The sequence below is a fragment of the Cellulosimicrobium sp. KWT-B genome (assembly GCF_002127155.1).
Taxonomy (GTDB): Bacteria; Actinomycetota; Actinomycetes; order Actinomycetales; family Cellulomonadaceae; genus Cellulosimicrobium; species Cellulosimicrobium funkei.
In genome coordinates, this window is sequence record NZ_NEDO01000004.1 from 442,511 (window position 1) to 468,249 (window position 25,739).

Genomic DNA, 25,739 nt, shown 5'->3' on the forward strand with positions numbered 1-25,739 from the left:
CGTCAGGCGCCCTCGCGCAGGCGGTCGAGCTCCTCCTCGACGATCGAGTCGTCGAGCTTGGTGAACACCGGCGTCGGCTTGCCGACCGGGGTGCCCGGCACGACGGCCTTCGGCTCCCACGTCGCCAGGCCCTCGGCACGGTAGTCGCCCGTGATGACCGGGTAGTGGCGCGAGTCGTCGTCGAGGTCGGTCACCTCGTCGATGCGCGGCTGGGCCGCGAACGTGCCCGTGCCGCCGAACGCCTCGTGCACCTGCTGCGCCGAGTGCGGCAGGAACGGCGACAGGATCGTGTTGAGGTCGCTCACCGCCTGGGTCACGGTGTGCAGCACGGTCGCGAGCCGGTCCGGGTCGGTCTTGAGCTTCCACGGCTCGGTGTCCGACACGTACTTGTTCACCTCGCCGACCGTCTTCATCGCCTCGGCGACGGCGGCGCGCTGGCGGTGCGTCGCGATGAGCTCGCCCACGCGCCCGAACGCGGTCGTCGTCGTCGCGAGGACGCCCTCGTCGATCGGCTGGCGCTGCCCCGGCTCCGGGATCGCCCCGAAGTTCTTGTGCACGAGGTTCGCCGTGCGGTTCACGAGGTTGCCCCAGCCGGCCACGAGCTCGTCGTTCGTGCGGCGCTGGAAGTCGGCCCACGTGAAGTCGACGTCCTGCGTCTCCGGACCGGCGGACGCCACGTAGTACCGGAACGCGTCCGGCTGGTAGCGGGCCAGCATGTCGCGCACGTAGATGACGACGCCGCGCGACGACGAGAACTTCTGGCCCTCGACGTTGAGGAACTCGCTCGACACGACCTCCGTCGGGAGCTGGAGGTTCCCGTACGGGCCCGGCGCCCCGCCCTTGCTCCCCCGGCCGTCGTAGCCGAGGAGCTCGGCCGGCCAGATCTGGGAGTGGAACGTGATGTTGTCCTTGCCCATGAAGTAGTACGACCGCGCCTCGGGGTCGTTCCAGAACGCGCGCCACGCGTCCGGGTCGCCGCTGCGCCGCGCCCACTCGATCGACGCCGAGAGGTACCCGATCACCGCGTCGAACCACACGTAGAGGCGCTTGCTCGAGTTCTCCTCCCACCCGGGCAGCGGGACCGGGATGCCCCAGTCGATGTCGCGCGTCATGGCGCGCGGGCGCACGTCGTCGAGCAGGTTGAGCGAGAACTTCAGGACGTTCGGACGCCACGCGGTGCGCGTGCGCAGCCAGTCCCCCAGCGCGTCGACGAACGCGGGCAGGTCGAGGAAGAAGTGGTTCGACTCGACGAACTTCGGCGTCTCGCCGTTGATGCGGCTGTGCGGGTTGATGAGGTCGATCGCGTCGAGCTGGTTGCCGCAGTTGTCGCACTGGTCGCCGCGCGCGCCGTCGTAGCCGCAGATGGGGCACGTGCCCTCGATGTAGCGGTCGGGCAGCGTGCGGCCCGTGGAGGGCGAGATCGCGCCCATGGTCGTCTGCTCGACCATGTACCCGTTCTTGTGGACCGTGCGGAACATCTCCTGCACGACGGCGTAGTGGTTGCGCGTCGTGGTCCGCGTGAAGAGGTCGTACGACAGGCCGAGCTGGTGCAGGTCCTCGACGATGACGCGGTTGTACCGGTCCGCGAGCTCCTGCGGGGTCACGCCCTCCTTGTCGGCCTGGACGAGGATCGGCGTGCCGTGCTCGTCGGTGCCCGAGACCATGAGGACGTCGTGACCCGCCATCCGCATGTGCCGGCTGAAGACGTCCGACGGGACACCGAAACCTGCGACGTGGCCGATGTGGCGCGGCCCGTTGGCATACGGCCACGCCACGGCCGAGAGGATGTGGGTCATGGTGCCCGATCCTAGTCGGGCAGCGCCGCGCCCCGCGGCGTCGTCCACCACCGGAGAACGAGCGACGCCGAGCACGGGGTTGCCGACGTTCTCAGCTCCAGAACGTCGGCGACCCCGTGCTCGGCGGAGGGAAGGCGCGTGCTCAGTACCAGTTGACGGCCTGCGAGTGCGACCACGCGCCGCACGGCGAGCCGTAGGAGCCGGCGATGTAGTCGAGGCCCCAGGCGATCTGCGTCGCGGGGTTGGTCGCCCAGTCGGCGCCCTTGCTCGCCATCTTCGAGCCCGGCAGCGACTGCGGGATGCCGTAGGCGCTCGACGTCGGGTTGTCCGCCGTCGGGTTCCAGTTGGACTCCTTGGTCCACAGCTTCTCGAGGCACGTCCACTGCGAGCCGGTCCAGCCACGCTCGGCGGCCATGGCCTGCCCGATCGTGCGCGGGTCCTTCGGGCGCTCCTTCGTGCCGGTCGTGACGACCTCGTCCACGGGAGCGGTCGTCACCTCCTGCGAGAGCTGCTCGCGCGACTCCTCGACGCCGTCCACGAGGGTGACCTCGAACGTCGTCGTGGTGACGCCGTCGGCACCCGCCTGGGTGACGGCCGACTCGTCGGTGTACCTGGCGTCGTCGGGCTGCTGCACGGTCCCGTGCGGCACGGGGGTCGTGGTCTGCTGCTGCTCGACGACGACGCGCTGCACGACGAGCGACACCGCCGGCGCACCCGGCTCGGGCGACTCGACGCGCTGGACGCTCACGCGGTCCAGGTCGCCGAGCTCGATGCCCTGCTGGTCGAGGATGGCGGGGACGCCGATGCTGCCGTCGGGCGCGACCTTCGTCTGCCCGTCGGCCACCACGTTCACGGGGCCGTCGGCGTCGAGGCGCAGGTCGAGCGACGCGCGCTCGCCGGACCGCGACGCGACGAGGCGGACGTCGCCGCCGCGCTCGGCGAGGGTGTCGAGCGCCTCGTCGGCGTCGAGCGCGGTGAGCCAGACGTCGGACTGCGCGCCGTCGGTCTGGACGGTGACCTTCTTGCCGAGGCGCACCACGACGTCGTCGCCGTCGCTGAGCGCGGAGCCGGGGTCGGGAGCGACCTGGTCGCGCGCACCGACCTCGACGCCAGCGGCGTCGAGCGCGCCGCCGACGGAGCCGGCGAGCGTGCTGACGGTGGTCGTCTCGCCGTCGACGTCGATCGTCACGGTCTTGCTGGCCTCGCCGTAGGCGACGGCACCGGAGCCGACGAGCGCGACGGCGGTGGCCGCCGTGACGATCGACCAGCGGCGCCGGCGCGTGGAGCGCAGGGTCCGGGCCGCGCGGGCGGACCGACGGGTGGGGTTCTCGGGGCTCTCGGCGGTCGGCACCGCCTCGGGCGTGGTCTGGGGGGTGTGCGCCGTGACGTCGGCCGTCTCGGGCGCGCGGGAACGGAAGGGGTTGTGCACAGTGGTCCAAGTCGTCGGGGGCTCCCGGGCACGGGGGTCGACGGCGCGCACGCGCCCGCGAGGTGCTCCGCAGCGTGGCGGGCGCACCCGGTTCGACCAGCCGATCCGGCGTCCTGCGGCCACCGGCGCCCTGGGCGCCCGAGCGAGGCCGCGTCCCACGGCCGGCCAATACACCTGTCCCCGGTGAGCGGCTACGCGAGACACTCGACCGTAACCGATTCGTTATCGCACACCAAACCGCCTGGTCACGTCGCGCGTCCGGCGCGCACGCTCCCGGGCGCTCACCCCGCCGGCGTCACCGTGACCCGGAGCAGCCGGTCGTCGCCGTCGCGCGGGTCGCCCCGACCGTCCGTGTTGCCTGTCAGCACGTAGAGCGCCGCACTCCCGTCGTCGCCGGGCGGCGTCGCCGGGTCGACGAGCACCGCGCGCAGCCGCCCCCGGTCCGTGAGCACCGCCTGCGGCGCGCCGAACGCCGCGGCGTCGGCGCCACCGTCGGGCGAGGCGAACGGCACGCGCCACAGCCGCTCCCCGCGCAGCCCCGCGAGGTACACGCCCTCCCGGGTCACGGCGATCCCGCTGGGCGAGGCGTCCGACGTCGGCCACGTCGCCACCGGGTCGACGAACCCGGCGGCCGCCCCGCCCGTGCCCTCGACGTCGGGCCAGCCGTAGTTCCCGCCGGGCACGACGACGTTGAGCTCGTCGAACGTGTCCTGGCCGAACTCGGACGCGAGCATCCGGCCCGTCGCGTCCCACGCGACCCCCTGGACGTTGCGGTGCCCGAGGCTCCACACCGGCGAGGCCGGGTCCGGGTTGCCGGGCGCGGGGTCGCCGTCCACCGTGACGCGCAGGATCTTGCCCGCGAGCGCATCCGGGTCCTGCGCCGCGCCGCGCTGCTGCGCGTCCCCCGTCGTGACGTAGAGGTGGCCGTCGGGCCCGAACGCGAGCCGTCCGCCGTCGTGCGTGGAGGCCGCGGGGACGCCCTCGACGACCGGCGTCAGGGCGGAGAGCTCGCGCCCCGCGAGCGTGCCGCGCAGCACCTCGTTGCCGTCCGGCGCGGTCCGGTACACGAACACCTCCCCCGCCGCGGCGCCACCAGCCGGGCCCACCGCGACGCCGAGGAGCCCCGACTCGCCGCGCGCGACCGTGCCGTCGCGCAGGTCGTCCGCTCCCGGCCCGGTCACCGGCTCGACGGCGCCCGTCGCCGGGTCGACGACGACCAGCCGGCGCTCGTCGCGCAGCGAGACGAGCAGCGTGCCGTCCGCGAGCGCCGCGAGCCCCCACGGCGCGGGGAGACCGGTCGCGACCTCGGCGACGTCGACGCGCACCTCGGGCACGACGAGCAGGCCGTCGGCGGCCGGCGCCTGCGACGAGCCCGACGCGTCGGGGTCGGCCGGCGCGGACGTGGCGGTCGTGGCCGACGGCGCGGGAGCGGGCGCGTCGTCCGGCGCCCCGCCCGAGCACGCGCCCGCGCCGAGCACGACGGCGAGCCCGACGGCGAGCGCGGGCCCGCCGGTCCGCGCGGGCACGGCGGGGCCTCGCCCGGCGGCCCGGGTTCCGTGGTGGCGTCGCACCTGCCCATCGTCACCCGGGGCGGCGGGTCGCGCCGGGTGACACCGGCGGGGACGACGGACCTTCGGCCCGCGCCGCCGGTCCTTCGGCGGCCGCCCGGGCCGGGCCGGCGAGGCATGCTGGAGGTGTCCCCGAGGTCCGGGGACGTGGGCGAGGAGGCGTGTGCACATGTCGCGGACGTACGTGGTGACGGGATCGGCATCGGGCGTGGGGGCCTGCCTGGCCGGGTTGCTGCGCGAGCGGGGCGACCGGGTCGTCGGCGTGGACCTGCGCGACGCCGAGGTCCAGGCGGACCTCAGCACCGACGAGGGTCGCGAGCGTGCCGTCGAGGAGGTGCTCGCCGCCACGGACGGCACGGTCGACGCCGTCGTCGCGTGCGCCGGGATCTCGGCGCCCGTCCCGACGACGGTCGCGGTGAACTTCTTCGGCGTCACCCGGTTCCTCACGGGCCTGCTGCCCGCGCTCGGGCGCTCGCAGGCGCCGCGCGTCGCCGTCGTGTCGTCGATGGCGACGCTCCAGCCCGTGTCCGAGGCGATCGTGGACGCGTGCCTCGCGGACGACGAGGACGAGGCCCTGCGCGTCGCCGGCACGCTCGCCGAGCAGGGCCCGCAGGTCGGGTACCTCGCCTACCCGTCGTCCAAGCGCGCGCTGTCGCGCTGGGTGCGCCGCGAGTGCGTGACGGCGGCGTGGGCCGGGCGGGGCGTCCCGCTCAACGCCGTCGCGCCCGGGACGGTGCTCACGCCCATGACGACGCAGCTCCTGTCGACCCCGGAGTCGGTCGCGATGGTCGACGCCGCGGTGCCGATGCCCCTCAACGGGCACCAGTCGCCCGAGTCGGTCGCGTCGCTCCTGCTGTGGCTGACCGACGTCGCGAACACGCACGTCACGGGCCAGACGATCTACGACGACGGCGGCGCCGACGCCCTGCTGCGCGGCGACGACGTGTGGACGGGGACGGTCCCTAGCCCAGTCGCGTGAGCCCGCGGCGCAGGCCCCGGACGGCCTGACCGATGCGGTGCTCGTTCTCGATGAGCGCGAACCGCACGAACTCGTCGCCGCCGGGGCCGAACCCGACGCCCGGGGACACCGCGACGTCGCACTCCTCGACGAGGTGCGTCGCGAACTCGATCGAGCCCATGTCGCGGTACGGCTCGGGGATGCGGGCCCACGCGAACATCGTGCCGCCGGGCTTGTGGATGTCCCAGCCGATGCGCTGCAGGCCGTCGTACAGGGCGTCGCGCCGCGACTCGTACACGGACGAGATCTCCTGCGGGAACTCCGTCGCCTCGTTGAGCGTGACGGTCGCGGCGATCTGGATCGGCTGGAACGTGCCGTAGTCGAGGTAGCTCTTGAGCTTCGCGAGCGCCCCGACGACGTCGCGGCGCCCCACGAGGAACGCGACGCGCCAGCCCGCCATGGAGAACGACTTCGTCATCGAGTACAGCTCGACCGCGACCTCGCGCGCGCCCTCGCACTCCATGATCGACGGCGGCTCGAACCCGTCGTACGTCATGTCGGCGTACGCGAGGTCGTGCACGAGCACGACGTCCTTGTCCCGCGCCCAGTCGACGAGGCGCTGGAGGTCCTCCTTGGTCGCCACGGTCGTCGTCGGGTTGTGCGGGAACGACAGCACGACGACGCGCGGCTTGGGCCAGCCGAGCTCCCACGCCTCGATGATGCGGTCGATGTACCCCGCGGCGTCGGTCCCGTCGCCGATGGGGACCTGGCGCGCGTCGGCGCCCGCGAAGTAGGGCCCCCAGATGTGGATCGGGTAGCTCGGGGTGGGGACGAGCGCGACGTCGCCCGGCTGCAGCAGCACCCACATGAGGTGGCTGAAGCCCTCCTTGGCGCCGATGGTCGAGATGATCTCGGTGTCCGGGTCGAGGCTCACGCCGAACCGGCGCTGGTACAGCCCGGCCACGGCCTCGCGGAGCTTCGGGATGCCGCGCGACGCGGAGTACCGGTGGTTGCGCGAGTTCTGCGCGGCCTCGGCGAGCTTGTCGACGGCGACCTGCGGGCTCGGCAGGTCCGGGTTGCCGAACCCGAGGTCCACGACGTCGCGCCCCGCTCGGCGTGCCTCGATCTTGAGCCCGTCGATGATCGTGAAGACGTAGGGCGGCAGACCGGGGATCCGGCGGAACTCCATCGCAGTGCTCCAGCTCTGTGCGGCGCTCCCGGGCGCGGGGGTGCGCACGGGTCGCGGGTCTCGCAGGGTACGCCTGCCGCCCGACGACGTGACACCGCGTCTCGCGACCGGCTCACCGGCCTCTGGTCAGCCGGACCAGCCGAGGTTGCGCGCCATGCGCTCGAGCGTCGCGACCGTCCGCGCGTACTCCTCGCGGCTCACGCCCTGCGCGACGCGCTCGCGCGCGACCGACACCGCGTCGAGCAGGTCGTGGTACGCGTGGTTGCCCGCGACCGTCACGGACAGGCCCTGGTCGCCGCGCGCGACCCAGCCGCGGCGCACGAGGTCGTCGATCTCCGCCGTCACCGCGCTCGCGCCGCCCGCCCCGGCCACGGCGCCCGTGAACGGCGACAGCACGCCGTCGACGCTCGTCTCCTCGCTCACGCCGTCGCGGATGGTGTTGAGCACCTGCCAGTGGCGGCGCGTGAGGCCCGAGTGCTGGAACACGGCGTCGAGGTTCTCGTCGATGAGCCGGTCCACGAGCTTGAGCCAGTACCCGAGGGGTCGTCCGGCGTCCGTGCCGGAGGTCGTCGTGGGCGTTTCCTGGTCCTCGGTCATGGCTGCCTCCCGGTCGGATCACGGCTGGGCCCACTCTCGCACCCGCGCTCCCCCGGTGCCCGCCGGGGTGGCAGAGTGGGCGCATGACCGAGAGCACCCCCGCGCCGCGCCGCGCGCTGATCGTCGTCGACGTCCAGCCCACGTTCTGCGAGGGCGGCGAGCTGGGCGTCGAGGGCGGGAACGCCGTCGCCGAGCGCATCGCCGAGCACGCGCGCGACCACCGCGACGCGTACGACCTCGTCGTGACGACCCAGGACTGGCACGTGGACCCGGGACAGCACTGGAGCCCCGACCCGGACTTCGTCGACACGTGGCCGCCGCACGGGATCGCGGGCACCCCGAACGCCGAGCTGCACCCGGCGCTCGCCGACCTCGCGCCCGACGCCGGGGTGAAGAAGGGCGAGTACCAGGCCGCCTACTCGGGCTTCGAGGGCGTGGACGTCGCGGGCCGACCGCTCGCGGACCTGCTGCGCGACGCCGGGATCGAGGCGGTCGACGTCGTCGGCATCGCCGAGTCCCACTGCGTGCGCGCGACCGCGCTCGACGCGCACGCGCTCGGCCTCGCGACGCGGGTCCTCACCGACCTCACCGTGCCGGTGACGCCCGAGCTCGGCGCCGCCGCACGCGAGGAGCTCGCCGCGGCGGGCGTCACGCTCGTGGCGAGCGACGCCGTCGGGCGCTGACCACCGCGGTCGCGGTCCGGGTGACCCCGCGGGACGCCCGGACCCCGCTCACCCGCGGCGCGCGTCCAGCGCGGCGGCGTACAGGTCGCGCTTGGGCACCCCGGCACCCTGGGCGACGTCCGCGACCACGTCCTTGAGCCGCTCCCCGCCGTCGACGCGCGCCAGGACGGCGGGCACGAGCTCCGCGAGCGGGACGGGCCCGCGCGGCGGCGCGCCACCGACGACGACGCAGATCTCGCCGCGCAGCTGCTCCTCGGCAGCGCGCTCCGCGAGCTCGCCGAGGGGGCCGCGCAGCACCTCCTCGTAGGTCTTGGTGAGCTCGCGCGCGACGGCGGCCGGCCGGTCCGGGCCGAACGCGCCAGCCATCGCGGCGAGCGTCTCGGCCACGCGGTGCGGCGCCTCGAAGAACACGAGCGTGCGCGGCTCGTCGACGAGCGCCGCGAGCGCGCGCGAGCGGTCCCCCGCCTTGCGGGGCAGGAAGCCCTCGAAGCAGAACCGGTCCGTCGGGAGCCCCGAGAGCGCGAGGGCGGTGAGCACCGCGCTCGGCCCGGGCGCCGTCGTCACCGGGAGGCCGCGCTCGACCGCGCGGCCCACGACGCGGAAGCCCGGGTCGGACACGCTCGGCATCCCCGCGTCCGACACGACCAGCACCGTGCCGCCGCCGTCGACGACGTCGAGCAGGTCGTCGGCGCGCTCGGCCTCGTTGTGCTCGTGGAAGCTCACGACCCGCCCCCCGACCTGGACGCCGAGACGGCCCGCGAGCGCGTGCAGGCGCCGCGTGTCCTCCGCCGCGACGACGTCGGCCTCCGCGAGCAGGCGGCGCAGGCGCGGGCTCGCGTCCTCCGCGTTCCCGATGGGCGTGCCGCCGAGCACGAGGTGCCCGGCCTCCCGCCGGGTCGTGGGCGCGTCGGGGCCGGGCACGTCGGTCGAGGAGGACATGGCTCCCAGGGTTCCACACGTGCGCGGCCCCTACGATGGCCAACGTGTCCCAGCCGCCCGCCGACGCGACCCCCGGCCCCCGCCCCCCGGCCGACGCCACCGACGCACCTCCGAGGGACGTCACGGTGGACGGCGGCGCACCGCCGACGGACGTGACGACGGACGACGGCGCTCCGCCGTCGGACGTGACGACGGACGACGGCCCCGCGCCGAGCCACCGCGAGCGGCTCCTCCTCGCGCTGCTCGGCCCGCGGCGCCTCGCGCTCGGCGCGACCGCGCACGACCGGCTGTGGGGGTGGCTCGGCGTCGCGATCGTCGCCGTCGTCGCGGCGGTGCTGCGGCTGTGGAACCTCGGCCGGCCCGGCACCCTCGTGTTCGACGAGACGTACTACGTCAAGCACGCGTGGACGCTGCTCCAGGTGGGGTACGAGGCCGACTGGCCCGAGGAGCCGAACCCGGCGTTCGAGGCCGGGGACGTGAACTCGTTCCTGCCCACGGCCGACTACGTGGTCCATCCGCCGCTCGGCAAGTGGATGATCGCGCTCGGCATGAAGGCGCTCGGCGGCGCCGAGAACCCGTGGTCGTGGCGGATCGCGTCCGCCGTCGTCGGGGTCGTCGCGGTCGTGCTCGTCGCGCGCATCGCGCGCCGGCTGTTCGCCTCGACGGCGATGGGGATCGTCGCGGGCGCGCTCATGGCCGTGGACGGCGAGGCGATCGTGCACTCGCGCACCGGCCTGCTCGACAACATGCTCATGCTCTGGGTGCTCGTCGCCTTCGGCTGCCTGCTGCTCGACCGCGAGCAGGCCCGGCGACGCCTCGCCGAGCGCTGCGGGGCGATCCTCGACGCGGGCGGGCGCATCGGCCGCTACGGCCCCGGGCTCGGGTGGCGGTGGTGGCGGTTCGCCGCGGCCGTCGCGCTGGGGCTCGCGTGCGGGATCAAGTGGTCCGGCCTGTACTTCCTCGCGGTCTTCGCCGTCGTCTCCGTGCTCTGGGACGCGACGGCGCGGCGCACCGCGGGCGTCGGGCGCTGGTGGGAGGACGCGCTCGTGCGCGACGCGATCCCGGCCGCGCTCGTCATGCTCCCCACCGCCGCGCTCGCGTACGTCGCGACGTGGACGTCGTGGTTCCGCTCGCCCGGCGCGTACATGCGCCAGTGGGCCGTCGAGCATCCTGGCGAGGGCGTCCAGTGGCTGCCCCCGGCGCTGCGGTCGCTGTGGGAGTACCACCTGAAGATGTGGGACTTCCACACGGGGCTCACGTCCGAGCACACGTACGAGGCGCACCCGCTCGGCTGGATCCTCCAGTGGCGGCCCACGTCCTTCTACTGGCGCTCGTACGAGGCCGGCGAGGCGGGCTGCGAGGTCGAGCGGTGCGCGCGGGCGATCACGTCGCTCGGGAACCCCGTCCTGTGGTGGGCGGCGGCGCTCGCGATCCTCGTCGCGCTCTACGCGCTCGTGCGGCTCAAGGACTGGCGCGCGCTGGCCGTGCTCAGCGGGATCGTCGCCGGGTGGGCGCCGTGGTTCCTCTACGCCGAGCGGACGATCTTCACGTTCTACTCGATCGTGTTCCTGCCGTGGGTCGTGCTCACGCTCGTCTACGCGATCACGCTCGCGCTCGAGCGCACGGAGGGCCGGGCGGTCGCCCGGGCCCGGGCGCGCGTCGGGATCACGGTGCTGCTCACGACGATCGGCGCCGTGAGCGTGTTCTTCTACCCGATCTGGACGGCGTGGCAGGTCCCGTACTGGTTCTGGCGGATGCACATGTGGCTGCCCACGTGGATCTGACGCGCTGACCGGGCGCGCGCCGGGCCGGCGTCACTGGTAGCTGACGAAGTCCGGGGTCGGGCTGATGCCCCACGTCTGCTCGGGCGTGAGCATGGGCGCGTCCTCGTCGTAGAAGTTCTTCCAGCCCCAGAACAACCCCGCCGGCGCGTCCTGGTGCAGCGTCGACCACGTGGCCGCCTTCGCCTCCTGGCCGCCCTGGCCGTCGGCGTGGACGACGGTCGCGAGCTCAGGGTGGACGGTGTCGAGGCGGGCGCGGTCGGCGATCATCGACGTCCGGAACTGGTGCAGCAGGAAGACCTTCTGCGGCAGGTCGCGCTCGCGCACGAGGCCCGCGAGGTAGTCGCCGACGGCGTTCACCTCGTCGACCCCGACGGAGCCGATCTGGGCGAGGTGCACCTGGTCGGGGCCGAGGCGCCACTCCGGGTCGAGCGCGACGCCGACGTGCGGCTGCGCGACGAGGTCCTCGTACGCGCGCACCTGCGTGAGGAAGTCGGTACGTCCCGGCTGGAAGTCCAGCACGACGTACACCCCCGCCTCGCGCGCGGCGTCCACGTAGGGCCGCACGAGGTCGGCGGCACGCTCGTTCGAGTAGTTGCCGTCGGAGCCCGCGGACCCCGACGCGACCGTCGTGATGATCTCGAGCGTCGGCACCACGGGCTCGTCCGTGAAGCCCTGGTACCAGGCCGCGTGCTCCTGGGCGCGCGCGATCGTCGCGGCGACGTCCTGCTCGCCGAGCACGCCGAGCACCGGCGCCCCCGGCGACCCGTAGAGCGCGACGTAGCGCTTGCCGGGCAGGGCGAGCTGCCCGCCGCCGGGCAGCTCCGTGCCCGTCGCGGCCGCCTCGACGCGCCACCCGAGGTCGTCGGGGCTGCCGAACGACGCCCCGAGGCCGACGGTCGCCGTCGCCTCGGCCCTCGCGACCGCCTGGACGGCCTCGGACGTGGTGCGCGGGTCGCCGCCGGGGGCGTCGACGACCGTCGCACCCGACGCGCGGGCCGTCGCGGCCGCCGATCGGGCCGCGGCCCCGGCGTCGGGGTCCGTCAGCGCGAGGACGCCGGTCGACGTCTCGGCGTCGCCCGACGCCGGGAGATCCTGGACCGCGAGGTCGGCGGCGCCCGCGAGCGACTCCTCGTCGACGGCGCCGTCGGGCGCGACGCCCGCCGGGTCGACGTGCACCGTGGTCACGTCGTCGAGGCCGGGGACGCTCGTCCCCTCCGGCGCGACGACGACCGCCTCGGCGGTGTCGAGGCGTCCCAGCTCCTCGGCGAGCGCCGCGTCGTCCCCCGCGACCAGGACGGGCGCGACGACCCGCTCGGCGAGCGCCGCGGCGACGCCGACCGCGGTCGCGTCCTCGGCGGCGTCGGCCGGCACGACGACCGCGACCGGCGCGGTCGCGAAGAACGTGCGGCTCGCCGCGAGCGCGAGCGCGGCGGGGCCCTCCTCGGTGAGGGTGAGGACGCCCTCGGGCGTCGCGGCGCGGGCGCCGTCGGGCTCGGCCTCGGCGCCGGCGGCAGGCCCCGTGCTGCTCGCGGCGGGGTCCGGGTCGCCGCCCGTGCACGCGGCGAGCGCGGTCGCCAGGGTCAGCGTCGCGGCGAGCGCGGCCGCACGACGGCGCGCGCGGGAGCCGGGGCGCGGGGTCGAGGAGGGAGTTCCGGACGGGTCGTCGTGGCGGGCGGCGGAGAAGGTCACGAAGGCCATCGATCGATGGTCCGTCAGCGGTCGCCCGCCTCGCGACCGCAGGACGGGTTTTCCCCGGTGACGTCCACCACCCCGCGGGCGTCGCCCGCCCGTGTCACCAGTCGACCTGCTCCGACGGATGGAAGGGGGTGCCCGAGCGGCGCCACGCGTGCGCCTCGCGGGCGACGCGTCGGCGGTAGTCGTCCCAGTCCTTGCGGTCGGGGGCCGTCCAGGCGACCTCCGCGACGGCGCTCAGGCGCGGCAGGAGCATGGTGAACAGCGCGTCGAGCGTGGGGATGCGCTCCGTCCAGACCGCGGCCTCCACGCCCTCGATCGAGTCGGCCGGGAGCCCGGGGACCACCTGCTCGGGCTCCCAGTCGTACGCGTCGCGGACCTCGACGAGCCCCGCCCACTCCTGCCCGAGCGGGAAGTCGGCCGTGTACTTCATGTCGAGGTAGACGCGGTTCGCGGGCGACATGATGACGCGCGCTCCCGCCCCGGCCGCGTCGACGAGGTACGTGAGGTCCATGGGGTGGGTGTCCCAGTACTGCACGAGGGTGCCCGGGCGCAGGGGCGCCTTCGCCGCCTCCTGCCACGCGACCGGCTTCTTGCCCGCCTCGAGGATCAGCCGCTCGCACAGCTCGACGAAGCGCGCGTACTCGGCGGGCTCCATCTTCAGCACCTCGTCGCCCCCGAGGTGCACGTGCTCGCCGTCGGTCGCGCGGGCGAGGTCGGTGAAGACGTCGCGCAGGAAGGGCTCGGTGGCCGGCAGGTCGAACGTCAGGCGCGAGAAGCCCACCTCGATGCCGTGGTAGGCGTCCGTGGGGACGCCGTCGGGCATGAGGTCGCCGTACACGTGGGTCGCCGCGTTGATGTGGCCCGGCACGTCGATCTCCGGCACGACGCGCACGAAGCGCTCGGCCGCGTGGTCCTGCAGGGCACGGAAGTCGGCGAGGGACAGGTGGCCGCCCGTCCCGCCGGACGTGTCGCCGCCCGAGGAGAGCTTGGCGAGCTCGGGCCGCGACGGCGACTCGATGCGCCAGCCCTGGTCGTCGGTGAGGTGCAGGTGCAGCACGTTGAGCTTGTACGCCGCCGCGACGTCGACCACGGCCCGCAGCGCGTCGAGCCCGAAGAACGTGCGCGCCACGTCCACGGAGAGGCCGCGCCAGGGGTAGCGCGGCGCGTCGTGCACGACGACGTGCGGCACCCGCGCGGACGCCTCGTCACCCGGCGCGACGACGAGCTGGCGCAGCGTCTGCACCGCGTGGAGCAGCCCGGCCGGCTCGGGCGCCGTCGCGGTGACGCCGGCGGCGTCGACGACGAGGCTGTAGCGCTCGGGGCTCGTGGAGCCCTCCGGCCCCGCCGCCCCGTCGACGCGCAGGACGAGCGCGGTGCGCTCCCCGTCCGCGGCGGGAACCGCGCCGGTGGCGGGGTCGTCATGGGTCGCGGTGACGCCGTCGAGGCCGGAGAGGACGCTCGCGGCGAGGTCGGCGAGCCAGGGGGCGGCGCCGTCGAGACCGACCGCGTGGACCTCCAGGGCACCGACGGGCACGTGGCCCTCGCCGGGCTCGACGTGCAGGGGCTGGGGGATGATCGAGACCATCAGGTACCTCGTCGTCTGGGTCTGGTCGAATCGATTCGGCTTTTGCGAGCGACACACCCTAACCCGCGCTCGCGAGACCGACCAAGTGCCCTGCGGAGCGGGTCGTCAGCGCGACGGCGCCACGTAGCGCGGGCTCGGGTCGAGCGACAGGACGCCCTCGACGTCCCGCGCCGGGTCCGCCGAACCCGTGGTCCAGCCGCCCACCACGCCTGCCGGCACGTCGTCGAGCAGCGTGCCCCACTCGCGCGCGCGGGCGCCGAACCCCGCCTGCGCCGTCGGCTGCAGCACGACGGCCGCCTCGCCCGCACCCACGTCGAGCGCGGCGGCGTCGAGCACCGCGTCGGCGTCGGGTCGCTGCACGACGACGAGCTTCTGCGGCAGGCCCTGCGTGCGCACGACCTCCCCGACGGCGCCGATCGCGGCGCTGAGCTCCGCCGCGCCCACCGTGCCGGCCCGGGACCCCTCGCCCGCGCGGCGCGCGTCGACCGCGAGCGCGACGCCCACGGTCGGGCGTGCGAGCAGGTCCGCGTACTCGGCGACCTGCTCGTCGAAGCTCGCGCGGCCGGGCTCCAGGCGCAGCACGACGAGCACCCCCGCGGCCGCCGCGGTGTCGACGAGCGGGACGAGCTCCTCGGCCGGGATCTCGGTCGAGTAGTCGCGGTCCGCGCCCGGGTTCGACGACGCCCGCGTCGCCGGCACCTCGAGCACCGGGACCACCACGTCGTCCGGGGCGGCCTCGGCGTACGCCGCCGCCGCCTCCTGCGCACGCTCGACGGCCTCCGTCGCCGAGCGCTCCCCCACCGCGACGAGGCCCGACGTCACGGCGTCGGCCTCCACCGCGACGTACCGGACGCCGTCGGCCAGGACGAGCTGCGAACCGCTGGGGAGCAGGTCGCCCGCCTCGGCCGACCGCAGCCGCCACGTGAGGTCGTCGGCCGTGCCGAAGCTCGCGCCGATGCCGACGACGGCGAGCGCCTTCGCCGCCGAGATCGCGTCCACGACCTCGGCGGACGCCCGCGGGTCGCCCTGCGGCACCTCGAGCGGCACGGCGCCCGCGGCGCGCGCGGTCGCGATGGCGGCGGACTGCGGTCCGCCCGGCACCGCGAGGCTGCCCGGCTCCGTGAGGGCCAGGACCTCGGTCAGCGTCTCCGGCTCGCCCCGATCGGGCAGCGCGGCGCGGACCTCGTCGAGGTCGCGCTCGTCGAGCGTCCCGTCGGGAAGGAGCGCCCCGACCTCCAGCAGGACGCGCTCGACGCCGTCGACGTCGCCCAGGGTCGCGCGCGCGGGCTCCTCGCCCACGCCCTCCTGGCCGGGGGGCGCGTCCGGCTCGCCCACCTCGACGACGGCGACCGCACCGAGCCGGCTCAGCTCCGTGCGCAGCCCGCCGTCCGAGATGGCGCCCCCCACGAGCAGCACGGGCGCGGCGAGCTCGACGGCGGCCGCGGCCGCGGTCGCACGCGCGGCCTCGTCGTCCGCCGTCGCGAGCACGACGACCGGCGCGTTGGTGAAGAACGCCTGGCTGCTCGTCAGCGCGAGCTCCGCCGGCTCGGTCGAGCCGAGCACGAGGACGCCGTCGCTCGGCTCGGCGGCGCGGGCGACGAGCCCGGTCTCACCCGAGGACGGCCCGTCGGCCTTCGCCGTCTCCGCGGCACAGCCGCCCAGCGCCACGACGGCACCGAACGAGAGGACGACGGGGAGGGCGACAGGGACGAATCGGACCTTCCGAGTGTTCACGCCCCCATCATCGCGCACCCGGCGCGGCTCGCCGACCGAGGGATGTGAGGGACTCGTGATGGTCGGACCCGACCGGCCGCGGGGTCGCGTGACCCCTGCCACCCGGACCAGCCGCCGGGCGCGCCGCGGAATCACAGGGCGGGCGGCGGCCCCGACCGGCATACTGGGCAGGCCCTGACCGAACGCCGAGGAGATCGCATGTCGACCCCCGACCAGCCCGACCAGAACCCGCAGCAGCCCGGCGGGACGCCGTCCGGCCCGCCCGCCTACGGCGCGCCGCAGCCCGGCGAGCCGCAGCAGCCGCCGCAGGCCCCGCAGTACGGCGCACCGCAGGCCCCGCAGTACGGCGCACCGCAGGCGCCCCAGTACGGCGCACCGCAGGCGGGCGCCCCGTCGTACTCCGCCCCGGGCCAGGACCCGGGCAAGACGATGGGGATCGTCGGCCTCGTGCTGTCGTTCCTCGGCTGCCTCTCGATCGTCGGCCTGATCCTCAGCATCGTGGCCTTCAACAAGTCCAAGAAGGCCGGCTACAAGAACGGCCTCGCGCTCGCCGGCATCATCGTCGGCGCGATCGTGCTCGTCCTGACGATCATCGGCTCGATCGTGTTCTTCAGCACCGTCGGCGCCGTGACGCAGGAGGTCCTCGACGCGTGCTCCGGCGTGCCCTCGGGCACGGTCGTCGAGGTGCGTGGCGAGCCCGTCACCTGCCCCTGACCTCGTCGCGGCCATGCCGCTCCGCGAAGGCCCTCACCGCTCGGTGGGGGCCTTCGTCGTGTCGGGGCGCCAGCGGGTCACCGACCCGCGGTCAGCGGACGTCCGCGGCGCACCGGAACCCGAGGTGCGTCGTCGCGCTGTCGTCGGACTGCGCGGACCGCGCCGCGGGCCGGTAGCGACGACAGTACTCGGGCGCGCACAGGTACGAGCCGCCCTTCGTCACGCGCAGGACCTCCGGCGACGTCGTGGGGGCCAGCAGATTCGGTCGCCCACCGGCGTCCGGCCCGCGCGTGCCCGGGACGACGTGGCGCGGCGTGAACGTGTCCGCCGTCCACTCCCACGTGTTCCCGATCAGGTCCACGAGCCCGTACCCGTTCGGCTCGTACGAGCCGACGGGCGACGTCCCGCCCCAGCCCGCGTCGTCGTACGGGAACCGGCCCTGCCACGTGTTGGCCATCAGGCATCCGCCCGGTGCGAGCTCGTCGCCCCACGCGTACTCCGCGTCGTCGAGACCACCCCGTGCGGCGCGCTCCCACTCGGCCTCGGTGGGCAGACGCCGTCCCGCCCACTCCGCGTAGGCCGAGGCGTCCTCGAACGCGACGAGCACCACCGGGTGGTCCGGCCGGTCGTCGACGCCCGACCCCGGCCCCTGCGGCGACCGCCACGACGCCCCGGGCTGCCACCGCCACCACTGCCGCCAGTCGCGCAGGTCGACCGGGCCCGCCGTCGGGGTGAACACGAGGCCCCCGGGCACCAGGTCCACCGGGTCGGCCCCCGGGAAGTCGGTCGGGTCGAGCGGACGCTCCGCGACCGTCACGTACCCGGTGTCCGCGACGAACGCCGCGAACTGCGCGTTCGTCACCGCGTGCCGCTCCAGGAGGAACGGCTCCACCTGCCGGTCGTGGGCCGGACCCTCCTCCGGGTAGTGCCGGTCCGAGCCCATGCGGAACGTCCCGCCGGGGACCGGGACCAGCACGGTGAGGGTCACGTCGCCAGGATAGGTGCGGCGCGCACCGGCGGCGCGGCGGCCACCGCGCTCGCCTCCCTCGCGCGCCGCGAGGCCCACTCGACGTCGGCGGCAGCGCGAGGGCCGCGATCGGGGCAGGAGGCTCCGGAAAAGACGAGACCCTCGCCGTCTCAGGTCGTCGACCTGGTCTGGCGAGGGTCTCTCCGGTGGAGCTAGGGGGATTCGAACCCCCGACCTTCTCATTGCGAACGAGACGCGCTACCAACTGCGCCATAGCCCCTCAAGCGAGGAACAGATTAGCACCCCGAGGGCGGGGTCTCGCAAACCGGCCGCCCTCAGGGGGTCTACTGCCCTGCCGCCCGACGTCGCGCCAGGATCTCGTTGAGGTCCAGGCCGAGCGTCTCCGTGGAGGGCTTGCGCTCGTCGCCCGCGGCCGGGGCCGGGGCGCCGGACCGGGCGTCGGCGGCCACCACCGGCTCGACGCGGGCCGACACCGTGGGCGAGACGACGTCGTCGTCCGTGAGCGGGGCGGGCTCGCGGCGGGGGGCCGTGGGCTTCATGGTGTACGTCGGCGGGGGCACGGGCACGGGGTCCCACGCGCGGCCCGTCGGGACGCGCTCGGCGTCGACGACCTCGACCTCGACGACCGGGGTCGTCTCGCGAACGGTGGTCGGCTCGTCGGCCGCTGGGGCGGGCTCCTCGGACGCGGGGCCTTCGGCCGGACCGGACGCGGTGGCCCGCTCGCGGGACGACGCGCCCGTCGTGGCGGGCGCGCCGGCGTCCGCGGAGGCCGCGGCGTTCGCCCGCGCGAGGTCCTGCGGCGTGACGCGCGGGATCATCTGCGTGCTCACCTGCGACCCGTGGACGGCGCGCCCGGTGACGCGCGGGCGCGCGCCCCGGGGGGCGGGCGGTGCGCCGAGCACGGCGCCGCGCGCCGCGCGGGCCGCGGCACGACGCTCGGCCAGCCACGCGGCGTCGGACCGCTGGGCGGCGAGCACCGCACGACGGCCGAGCACGAGCACGAGCCCGAGGAACGCCGTCGGGACCACGCCCGCCCACCACGGGACGAGCCCGAGCGCGACGACGACCCACACCCCGACGGTCGCGAGGAGCAGCACGACCGTGAGCGCGAGACGACGGCGCGCCGCGGCGGCACGCCGCTCGAGGAGCTCGAGACGGGACTGCTCGGAGGCCGGCTGACGGCGCGGCGGTGCCCCGCGCGAGGGTGACGCGCTGACGGTGCTCCCCATGGCGTGCGTTCCCTCCTCGTCGTGCGTCCGGCCCTCGGACCGGCTCTGCGTCCCGGCGGCCCCGAGCAGGGGGCGCCCTCCGGCTCCGGCGGGACCGGAGGCGATCGCCGCGACGGTCGTGACGCCGTCGAGCCGGGCGTCCCAGCGGTCGAACCCCCCGCCGCCCGGGCCGGCGACGGCCAGGACGCGCAGGGAGCCGGAGAAGCGGTCGTCCGTGCGCGCGTCCAGCAGCTGCTGCCGGTGACGCACCCGGTGCGGGACGTAGAAGCCGACCCACAGCAGGAACACCGCGAGCGCGACGATCCCCGAGGCCGATTCCACATCACGACCGTAGGCGAGGCCCGCGGCCTCGCTCCGCACGCGCCCCGGCGTGTCGGGCGGCTCAGATGCTCTCGCGGCGTGTCGCCTGCCAGCGCGCGAGGAGGCCGTCCGGGACCTCCTCGCTCGTGACGGCGAACGTCCGGTGGTCGCGCCACTCCCCCTGGATGTGCAGGTAGCGCTCGCGGACCCCCTCGTCGCGCAGCCCCAGCTTCTCCACGACGCGCAGGCTCGGGCCGTTCTCCGGGCGGATGTTGATCTCGATCCGGTGCAGGCCGAGGATCGTGAAGCAGTAGTCCGTGGCCATCGCGACGGCGGTCGGGATGACGCCGCGGCCCGCGACGTGCTCGCTCACCCAGTAGCCGATGCTCGCGCCGCACAGCGAGCCGTACGTGATGGACGACACGGTGAGCTGGCCGACGAGCTCGCCGTCCAGCTCGACGGCGAACGGCAGCGAGGACCCCGCGCGCGCCTGCGCCGAGAGGACCCGGACGTACTCCGCGAACGTGGGCGGCCCGCCCGGCGTGCCGGGGCGCGGCGACGTGCCCTCCCACCGCTCCAGCCAGTCCGCGTTGCGCGCGCGCAGGCGCATCCACGCGTTCGCGTCCCGGCGCCGCAGCGGACGCAGGACCACGGACCCGCCCAGGGTGTCGTCCCGCAGCGTCACGGGCCACGGCTTGGCGACGGTCCAGCCGCGCGCGATCTTGTGGGTCATGCGGCGGTGTACCGTCCTCGGCCTGTCGGTGGGCTTGGCGACGAGGACCGACGGTGCGCCCGGCCCTCGGTGCACAGGGTGACACCACCGGGCGCCCGCGCGCCACCGACCGGTGACGCGGGCACCCGGTGGTGTCCCCGTGCTCAGACCCCTGCTCGGCCCCGTCCTCAGCCCAGCGTGACGACGACCTTCGCCTCCGTGCCCGCGGGCAGCGCCGGGATCGGGGTCGCCGGGTCGTGCTCGACGCCGTCGACCGTCACCGAGCGCACGCCCTTCGACACGTGGTCCGGGTTGCGGACCTCGATGTCGTAGACGGCGCCGCGCCACTCGCGACGCACCTCGAACCCGTCCCAGTCCTTCGGGATCGACGGGTCGACGACCAGGCCGTCGAGCGCGAGGCGGACGCCGAGCACGTACTTGGTCACGGCGGTGTACATCCAGCCGGCCGTGCCCGTGAGCCACGGGTTCTGCGCCTTGCCGAACCACTCGTGGTCGCGGCCGTAGAGGAACTGGACGTACGCGTAGGGCTCCGCCCCGCGGACCTCGATGTTGTCGTTCTGGTGGTACGGCAGGATCGCGTCGTAGAACTGCACCGCCTCGTCGCCGCGGCCCAGCATCGCCTCGGCGATGATCGGCCACGCGTTCGGGTGGGAGAAGATCGCGGCGTTCTCCTTGATGCCCGGGTACACGCGCGTCACGAAGCCGACCGTGTCGTCGACCTTCGTGAACGCCGGCCAGTTGAGGTGGTTGCCGTACTCGGAACCGAGGAGCTCGCGCACCGCGTCCATCGACGCCTCGCCGCGCTCCTGGCTCGTGATGCCCGCGATGACGGGCCAGGCCTGGTGCTCGAGGAAGATCTTGCCCTCGTCGTTCTGCGCCGAGCCGATCTTCACGCCGTCGCGCGTGTAGCCGCGGATCCACCAGCGCCCGTCCCAGAGCTGCGCGTCCGCGACCTTCGCGATGCGCTCGCGCTCCGCCGTGAACCGGACGACGTCCGCCTCGGCGCGCTCGTCGCCCGCCGCCGCGAGCGGCTCCGCGACCTCGAGGAACGCGCCGATCGCCCACGCGTGGAGGAAGGTCACGAGCGACGTCTCGCCGCCGCCGAGGTTGAGGCAGTCGTTCCAGTCGGCGCGCAGGCCGAGCGCGACGCCGTTCTGGCCCACCTGCTCGGCGGAGAACTCGAGCGCGCGGACGAGGTGGTCGTAGACGGTCGCGGGCGTGCCCTCGGCGAACGGGATCTCCAGGTCGAGGAACGCGCGGTCGCCCGTCTCCTTGACGTACTCCACGACCGACGGCACGAGCCACAGGTGGTCGTCGGAGCACGTGTCCTCGAGGCCGTGGATGAGGTCCTTCGGGTCGACCGTCGGGACGATCGTCGGCGACGGGACGTCGGGCAGCTTCTCCGCGTCGGGGTCGAACGCCTTGGGGTCGAACAGGTGCAGGCCGTAGCCGGCCTCCGTCTGGGCCCGCAGCAGCTCGACGATGCGCTGCCGCGTCTTCGTCGGGTTCGAGTGGATGACGCTCATGACGTCCTGCGCCGTGTCCCGGTAGCCGAGCCCGGCGCGCCCGCCCACCTCGACGAACGACGCGAACCGCGACCACACGACGCACGTCTCCGCCTGGAGCAGCGTCCACGCGTTGATCATCGTGTTCATGCCCTCGTGGGGCGTGCGGATGCGCAGCTTGTCCTGCTTGGCGCGCCAGTAGTCGCGCAGACGCTCGCGCTCGTGGTCGACGGCCGCGACGTCCGAGTACTTCGCCTGGATCGCGCGCCCGGCCGCGTCGCGCGAGCCGTAGCCGAGCATGAAGACGAGGCGCTTGGTCTCGCCCGGCGCGAGCGTCACCCTGTGCAGCAGGGCGCCGCAGTGGTTCTGCGTCGTCGCGCTCGCGTTGGAGCCCTCGCCCCGCTCGATCGCGACCGGGTTGCTCTCGGTGCGGTACGGGCCGATGAAGCTGTCGCGCAGCGAGTCGTACGACGACGGCGTCTCGCTCGACGCGAAGTAGTGGTACGTCCAGGGCTCGTAGTAGAAGTCGTACTCGATGATCCCGTCCTCGTACGAGGAGCCGGACGCGTAGAGCGACATCTGCAGGTTCTGGTTGTCGATCGTGATCGTGTGGAACGAGAACTCCACGTACGACCCGACGGTGAGCTCGCGCACCTCGTCCGTCGTGTTGGTGACGCGCACGTCCCACAGCTCGACGTCGTCGTCGAGCGGGATGAAGACCGTCTGCTCGGCGTCGATGCCCTTGTACTCGGAGCGGAAGGTCGTGTAGCTCAGACCGTGGCGCGTGGTCCAGCGCCCCGCGCCGCCGGCCGGGTCGAGCTCCTCGTCCGGCCCGACGAACGGCTTGCCGACCGGCTGCCAGGACACCGACCAGTAGTCGCCGTCCGCGTCGTCGCGCAGGTAGACGTAGTGACCGGGGCGGTCGAGCGGCACCCCGTTCTGGCGGAAGCGCGAGATGCGCCCGTACTGCGAGCTCTTGTAGTACGAGTACCCGCCGCCGTGGTGCGACAGGACCGTGCACATGTCCCGGGTGCCGAGGTAGTTCGTCCACGAGACGGGGACGTCGGGGCGCTCGACGACGTACTCGTCGTGCGCGGTGTCGAAGTGGCCGTAGCGCATCGTTGCTCTGGTTCCTGTCCTGGGGTGGGGCTGGGGGCTGGGTGCGGCGGGGGTGCCGGGTGGGGGCGCGGGCGTCAGACGCCGGCGGTGACGAACCCCTGCAGCCACTCGAGGAGCTCGGCGGCCTTCTCGGGGGTGTCCGCCTCGACGAACATGCGCAGGACGGGCTCGGTCCCGGAGAACCGCAGGAGCGCCCAGTTGTCGTTCTCGAGGAGGATCTTGGTGCCGTCGAGGTGGGAGACCGAGACGACCGGGTACGGCCCGACGTGCGTGAGGGGCTGCGCCTCGAGCCGGCGCGGCACCTCGACGCGCATCTCCGGGGTGGCCGGCACGCCCGCCTCGAGCGTGTACAGGCGGCCGGTGATCTCGTAGAGCATCGCGCGCAGCTCGGAGATCCGCTTGCCCGTGCGCGCCAGCATCTCGGCCACGAGGGCGCACGCGAAGATGCCGTCCTTGCCGAGGATCCAGCCGCGGATCGTCAGCCCGCCGGACGACTCGCCGCCGAGCACGGCGCCGATCTCCGCCATGCCCGCGGTGACGTGCTTGAACCCGACCCTGACCTCGCGCGACTCCTCGCCGAAGTGCGCCGCGAGCCGGTCGAGCAGGTGCGTCGTCGCGAGGTTGCGCACCACGCCGCCCTTCTCGCCGCGGACCTCGTGCAGGTACCAGTACAGGAGGAGGAGCAGGTCGTTCGTCGAGATGTACTCGCCCGTCTCGTCGACGATCCCGATGCGGTCCGAGTCGCCGTCCGTCGCCATGCCGAGGTCGTAGCGGCCGCCGCCCTGCTGGATCATCGTCACGAGCGTGCTGAGGCGCTGGAGGTCCGGTGCCGGCGCGACGCCGCCGAACAGCGGGTTGTGCGCCGCGTGGATGAACTCCGACCGCACGCGCATGTCGGACAGGATGGTGCCGAGCGTCAGCTGGCTCGTGCCGTACATCGGGTCCACGACGACCTGCAGGTCCGAGCCGCGCACGGCCTCGACGTCGATGATCCGCTCGATCGCGTCGACGTACGGGTCCGTGAGCGACCGGTCGACGACGACGCCCGTGCGGCGGGCCACGTCGATGTCGAGAGTGATCACGTCGTCGACCGACAGCGCGTTCGCCTCGTCCTGGTAGCGGTCCGTCTCGTCGTCGAGCGGGAGCGAGCCGTCCTGGCGGAACACCTTCATGCCGTTCCACTCGGGCGGGTTGTGGCTCGAGGTGACGATGATGCCGTAGGCCGCCCCGAGGTAGGGCGCGGCGAAGGTCACGAGCGGGGTCGGGACGTCGTCGGGCAGGAGGGTCACGGCGATGTTGTTGCCCGCGAAGACCTCGGCCGCGGCGATGGCCGACTCGCGCGAGAGGAAGCGGCGGTCGCCGCCGATCACGACGCCCTTCCCGTCCAGCCCGCGGCGGATCGTCTCGTTCGCGATGGCCTGGCACAGCCGGCGCACGTTGGCGAGCGTGTAGCCCTCGCCGATGACCGCGCGCCAGCCGCCGGTGCCGAACACGATCTTCGTGTCCGTGTTCTTCTTCGGCACGAACAGGCGCTTGAGGACGATGTCCGCCGCCTGGGCGAGCTCGTCCGGGGTGTTGATGCCGCGGACCTCGTCCACGTCGACGATGCGGTACGACGAGATGCGCTTGCCCGCCCCGATGACGCGGCGCGCGAGCTCGGTGAGCCGGTGCTCGCCGTCGGCCGCCATGCGCTCCAGCTCGCCGAACAGCAGGCGGGGCGCCGCGACGTACGCACCCACGTTGATCTCGGTGCCCGGCTCGGGCGTGACGTCCGCGACCTCGGACGACTCGAGGATCGCCGTGATCTCGCCCCCGGCGCGGACCACGCGCCCGTAGCCGTCCGGGTCGTCCACGACCGCGGAGAGCAGCGACAGGTCCGCGCCCGTGAGGGTGTGGCGCGTCAACAGCCCGAGCAGCGACTCGGAGCGCAGCAGCGGCGTGTCCGCGTAGGCGACGAGGACCGGCTCGTCGACGCCCGGCCCGAGCACCGACGCGATCGCCTCGCGCGCCGCGAGGACCGCGTCGCCCGTGCCGAGCGGCGACTCCTGCTCCACGTAGACGACGTCCTCGCCGAGCAGCTCGCGCACGGTCGGGTCGTCGGGCGACACGACCACGACGATGCGGCCCGCGTCGACGACGCGGCGGACGTTCGCGACCGCCAGCTCGACGACCGTCGCGTCACCCAAGGGCCGCGACAGGAGCTCGCGCGACGCGTCGTCGTGGCCCGCGGCGAGCACGACGGCGGCCCGACCGGTCCTCGGGTGGGCGCCCTCTCGTGGGGTGGTCTCGGTGGGGTTCGCGGTCGTCGCGGTCATGGCGTCCTCACTGTCGGCACCTTGTCGGACGGCGACCCATTTGTCAGGAGTCCGAACTACTGGCTCCCTCCGATCATAGGCACCCCGGACGCGTCCGCGGAACCCGCTCCGGGCCTCCGGGGCCGAAGGTCACCCGCGCGGCGTCGGCGCGGACGCGCGCGCCGGGTGACAATAGGGACATGAGTGGCCCGGTCCAGCCATACCCCCTGCACGGAAGCATCGAAGCCGAGGACGCGAAGGAGATCCTCCGCAAGGCCATCCGCACCCACCGTCAGGCGCGGTCGGAGCGGCTCCGCAAGGAAGCGGACGCCGCCATCGCCGACGTCGTCGAGACCATCCCCGAGGTCGCCGCCGCCACGTGCGTCGCGACCTACGCCGCACGCCCGGGTGAACCCGGCACGTCGGCGATGCTCGAGCGCCTCGCCGCGCGCGGCGTCCGCCTGCTGCTCCCCGTGCTCGGCGCGGGGCTCCAGCGGGACTGGGCCGTCTACGACGGCCCCGCCGACCTGCAGGTCCGCGCGCCCGGGCGGCCGCCCGAGCCCGGCACCCCGACCCTGGGTCCGGAAGCGATCGCCGAGGCCGACGTCGTCGTCGCGCCCGCGCTCGCCGTCGACTCGCGCGGCGTCCGGCTCGGCCAGGGCGGCGGGTGGTACGACCGCGCGCTCGAGCACGTGCGCCCCGGCACCAAGGTCGTGGCCGTCGTGTTCCCGGAGGAGGTCTACGACGCGAGCGACCGGCCGCTGCCGGTCGAGCCGCACGACCGCACGGTCGACGCCGTCGCGACGCCCCTCGGCTGGCGCTGGCTGCCGTAGCGGGCCGCGCCGTCCGCCACCGCGCCGTCCGCCACCGCGCCCGCGCACGGGGCGGACGCGCCGGCGG

The 25,739-nt window shown here is 74.5% G+C and carries 19 protein-coding genes and 1 tRNA gene; 5 read left to right on the forward strand and 15 right to left on the reverse strand.

Annotated elements, in window-relative coordinates; genetic code table 11:
* Nucleotides 1-2 precede the first annotated feature (2 nt).
* The 3 genes from metG to B9L22_RS14720 form a co-directional block, all read right to left on the reverse strand.
* Nucleotides 3-1,796 (reverse strand): methionine--tRNA ligase, encoded by a 1,794-nt coding sequence (metG, locus tag B9L22_RS14710; protein ID WP_021482562.1) that lies wholly within the window; start codon nt 1,794-1,796, stop codon nt 3-5.
* A 142-nt stretch (nt 1,797-1,938) separates the two neighbouring features.
* Nucleotides 1,939-3,225 carry a ubiquitin-like domain-containing protein gene (locus B9L22_RS14715; protein ID WP_233140158.1) on the reverse strand — a complete coding sequence of 429 codons (1,287 nt, stop codon included), beginning with the start codon at nt 3,223-3,225 and terminating at the stop codon, nt 1,939-1,941.
* A 281-nt stretch (nt 3,226-3,506) separates the two neighbouring features.
* Complete coding sequence (locus B9L22_RS14720; protein WP_233140159.1) at nt 3,507-4,751, reverse strand: sorbosone dehydrogenase family protein; 1,245 nt, start codon at nt 4,749-4,751, stop codon at nt 3,507-3,509.
* Between the two features lie 211 nt (nt 4,752-4,962).
* Between B9L22_RS14720 and B9L22_RS14725 the strand changes: the two genes are divergently transcribed.
* Nucleotides 4,963-5,772, forward strand: a complete 810-nt coding sequence (locus B9L22_RS14725; RefSeq protein WP_086150925.1) for an SDR family oxidoreductase — start codon at nt 4,963-4,965, stop codon at nt 5,770-5,772.
* Here the strand turns inward: B9L22_RS14725 and B9L22_RS14730 are convergent.
* Both B9L22_RS14730 and B9L22_RS14735 read right to left on the reverse strand, forming a co-directional pair.
* Nucleotides 5,756-6,940 (reverse strand): aminotransferase class I/II-fold pyridoxal phosphate-dependent enzyme, encoded by a 1,185-nt coding sequence (locus tag B9L22_RS14730; protein ID WP_086150926.1) that lies wholly within the window; start codon nt 6,938-6,940, stop codon nt 5,756-5,758. The genes B9L22_RS14725 and B9L22_RS14730 overlap by 17 nt on opposite strands.
* 126 nt (nt 6,941-7,066) lie before the next feature.
* Entirely contained in the window at nt 7,067-7,537 is a 471-nt protein-coding gene (locus B9L22_RS14735; protein WP_086150927.1) for a hypothetical protein, read from the reverse strand.
* An 83-nt stretch (nt 7,538-7,620) separates the two neighbouring features.
* Here B9L22_RS14735 and B9L22_RS14740 point away from each other — a divergent pair, with 83 nt between their 5' ends.
* On the forward strand, nt 7,621-8,220 hold the full coding sequence (locus tag B9L22_RS14740; RefSeq protein ID WP_043656105.1) for an isochorismatase family protein: 600 nt from the start codon (nt 7,621-7,623) through the stop codon (nt 8,218-8,220).
* 48 nt (nt 8,221-8,268) lie between these two features.
* Here the strand turns inward: B9L22_RS14740 and rsmI are convergent, their stop codons facing one another.
* Nucleotides 8,269-9,159: a 16S rRNA (cytidine(1402)-2'-O)-methyltransferase gene (rsmI, locus tag B9L22_RS14745; protein ID WP_086150928.1), complete on the reverse strand. Its 891-nt coding sequence runs from the start codon at nt 9,157-9,159 to the stop codon at nt 8,269-8,271.
* Nucleotides 9,160-9,194: 35 nt separating this feature from the next.
* Here rsmI and B9L22_RS14750 point away from each other — a divergent pair, with 35 nt between their 5' ends.
* Nucleotides 9,195-10,943 (forward strand): phospholipid carrier-dependent glycosyltransferase, encoded by a 1,749-nt coding sequence (locus B9L22_RS14750; protein WP_086150929.1) that lies wholly within the window; start codon nt 9,195-9,197, stop codon nt 10,941-10,943.
* Between the two features lie 30 nt (nt 10,944-10,973).
* On the opposite strand, the gene B9L22_RS20075 is transcribed toward B9L22_RS14750, so the two are convergent.
* The 3 genes from B9L22_RS20075 to B9L22_RS14765 all read right to left on the reverse strand — a co-directional run bounded on the left by B9L22_RS20075 (nt 10,974) and on the right by B9L22_RS14765 (nt 15,957).
* Complete coding sequence (locus B9L22_RS20075; RefSeq protein ID WP_233140161.1) at nt 10,974-12,641, reverse strand: hypothetical protein; 1,668 nt, start codon at nt 12,639-12,641, stop codon at nt 10,974-10,976.
* A 94-nt stretch (nt 12,642-12,735) separates the two neighbouring features.
* Nucleotides 12,736-14,223, reverse strand: coding sequence for a family 20 glycosylhydrolase (locus B9L22_RS14760; RefSeq protein WP_086150930.1), 1,488 nt, complete (start codon nt 14,221-14,223; stop codon nt 12,736-12,738).
* Between the two features lie 105 nt (nt 14,224-14,328).
* A complete protein-coding gene (locus tag B9L22_RS14765; RefSeq protein ID WP_086150931.1) occupies nt 14,329-15,957 on the reverse strand; it encodes a hypothetical protein in 1,629 nt (542 codons plus the stop codon).
* 198 nt (nt 15,958-16,155) lie between these two features.
* Here B9L22_RS14765 and B9L22_RS14770 point away from each other — a divergent pair, with 198 nt between their 5' ends.
* Nucleotides 16,156-16,671 (forward strand): DUF4190 domain-containing protein, encoded by a 516-nt coding sequence (locus B9L22_RS14770; protein ID WP_051028544.1) that lies wholly within the window; start codon nt 16,156-16,158, stop codon nt 16,669-16,671.
* A gap of 91 nt (nt 16,672-16,762) precedes the next feature.
* Here the strand turns inward: B9L22_RS14770 and B9L22_RS14775 are convergent, their stop codons facing one another.
* From B9L22_RS14775 to B9L22_RS14800, 6 genes are all read right to left on the reverse strand, one after another.
* Complete coding sequence (locus B9L22_RS14775; protein ID WP_233140179.1) at nt 16,763-17,614, reverse strand: formylglycine-generating enzyme family protein; 852 nt, start codon at nt 17,612-17,614, stop codon at nt 16,763-16,765.
* A 231-nt stretch (nt 17,615-17,845) separates the two neighbouring features.
* A tRNA-Ala gene (locus B9L22_RS14780) sits at nt 17,846-17,918 on the reverse strand.
* Nucleotides 17,919-17,982: 64 nt separating this feature from the next.
* On the reverse strand, nt 17,983-19,209 hold the full coding sequence (locus B9L22_RS14785) for a hypothetical protein (RefSeq protein ID WP_086150933.1): 1,227 nt from the start codon (nt 19,207-19,209) through the stop codon (nt 17,983-17,985).
* A gap of 61 nt (nt 19,210-19,270) precedes the next feature.
* Nucleotides 19,271-19,921, reverse strand: a complete 651-nt coding sequence (locus B9L22_RS14790; RefSeq protein ID WP_021479886.1) for a GNAT family N-acetyltransferase — start codon at nt 19,919-19,921, stop codon at nt 19,271-19,273.
* Between the two features lie 167 nt (nt 19,922-20,088).
* Complete coding sequence (locus B9L22_RS14795) at nt 20,089-22,545, reverse strand: GH36-type glycosyl hydrolase domain-containing protein (protein WP_086150934.1); 2,457 nt, start codon at nt 22,543-22,545, stop codon at nt 20,089-20,091.
* 74 nt (nt 22,546-22,619) lie between these two features.
* Complete coding sequence (locus tag B9L22_RS14800; protein WP_086150935.1) at nt 22,620-24,860, reverse strand: NTP transferase domain-containing protein; 2,241 nt, start codon at nt 24,858-24,860, stop codon at nt 22,620-22,622.
* Between the two features lie 179 nt (nt 24,861-25,039).
* On the opposite strand from B9L22_RS14800, the gene B9L22_RS14805 reads away from it, so the two are divergent.
* Nucleotides 25,040-25,672 carry a 5-formyltetrahydrofolate cyclo-ligase gene (locus B9L22_RS14805; protein ID WP_034654285.1) on the forward strand — a complete coding sequence of 211 codons (633 nt, stop codon included), beginning with the start codon at nt 25,040-25,042 and terminating at the stop codon, nt 25,670-25,672.
* The last annotated feature ends 67 nt before the right edge of the window (nt 25,673-25,739 follow it).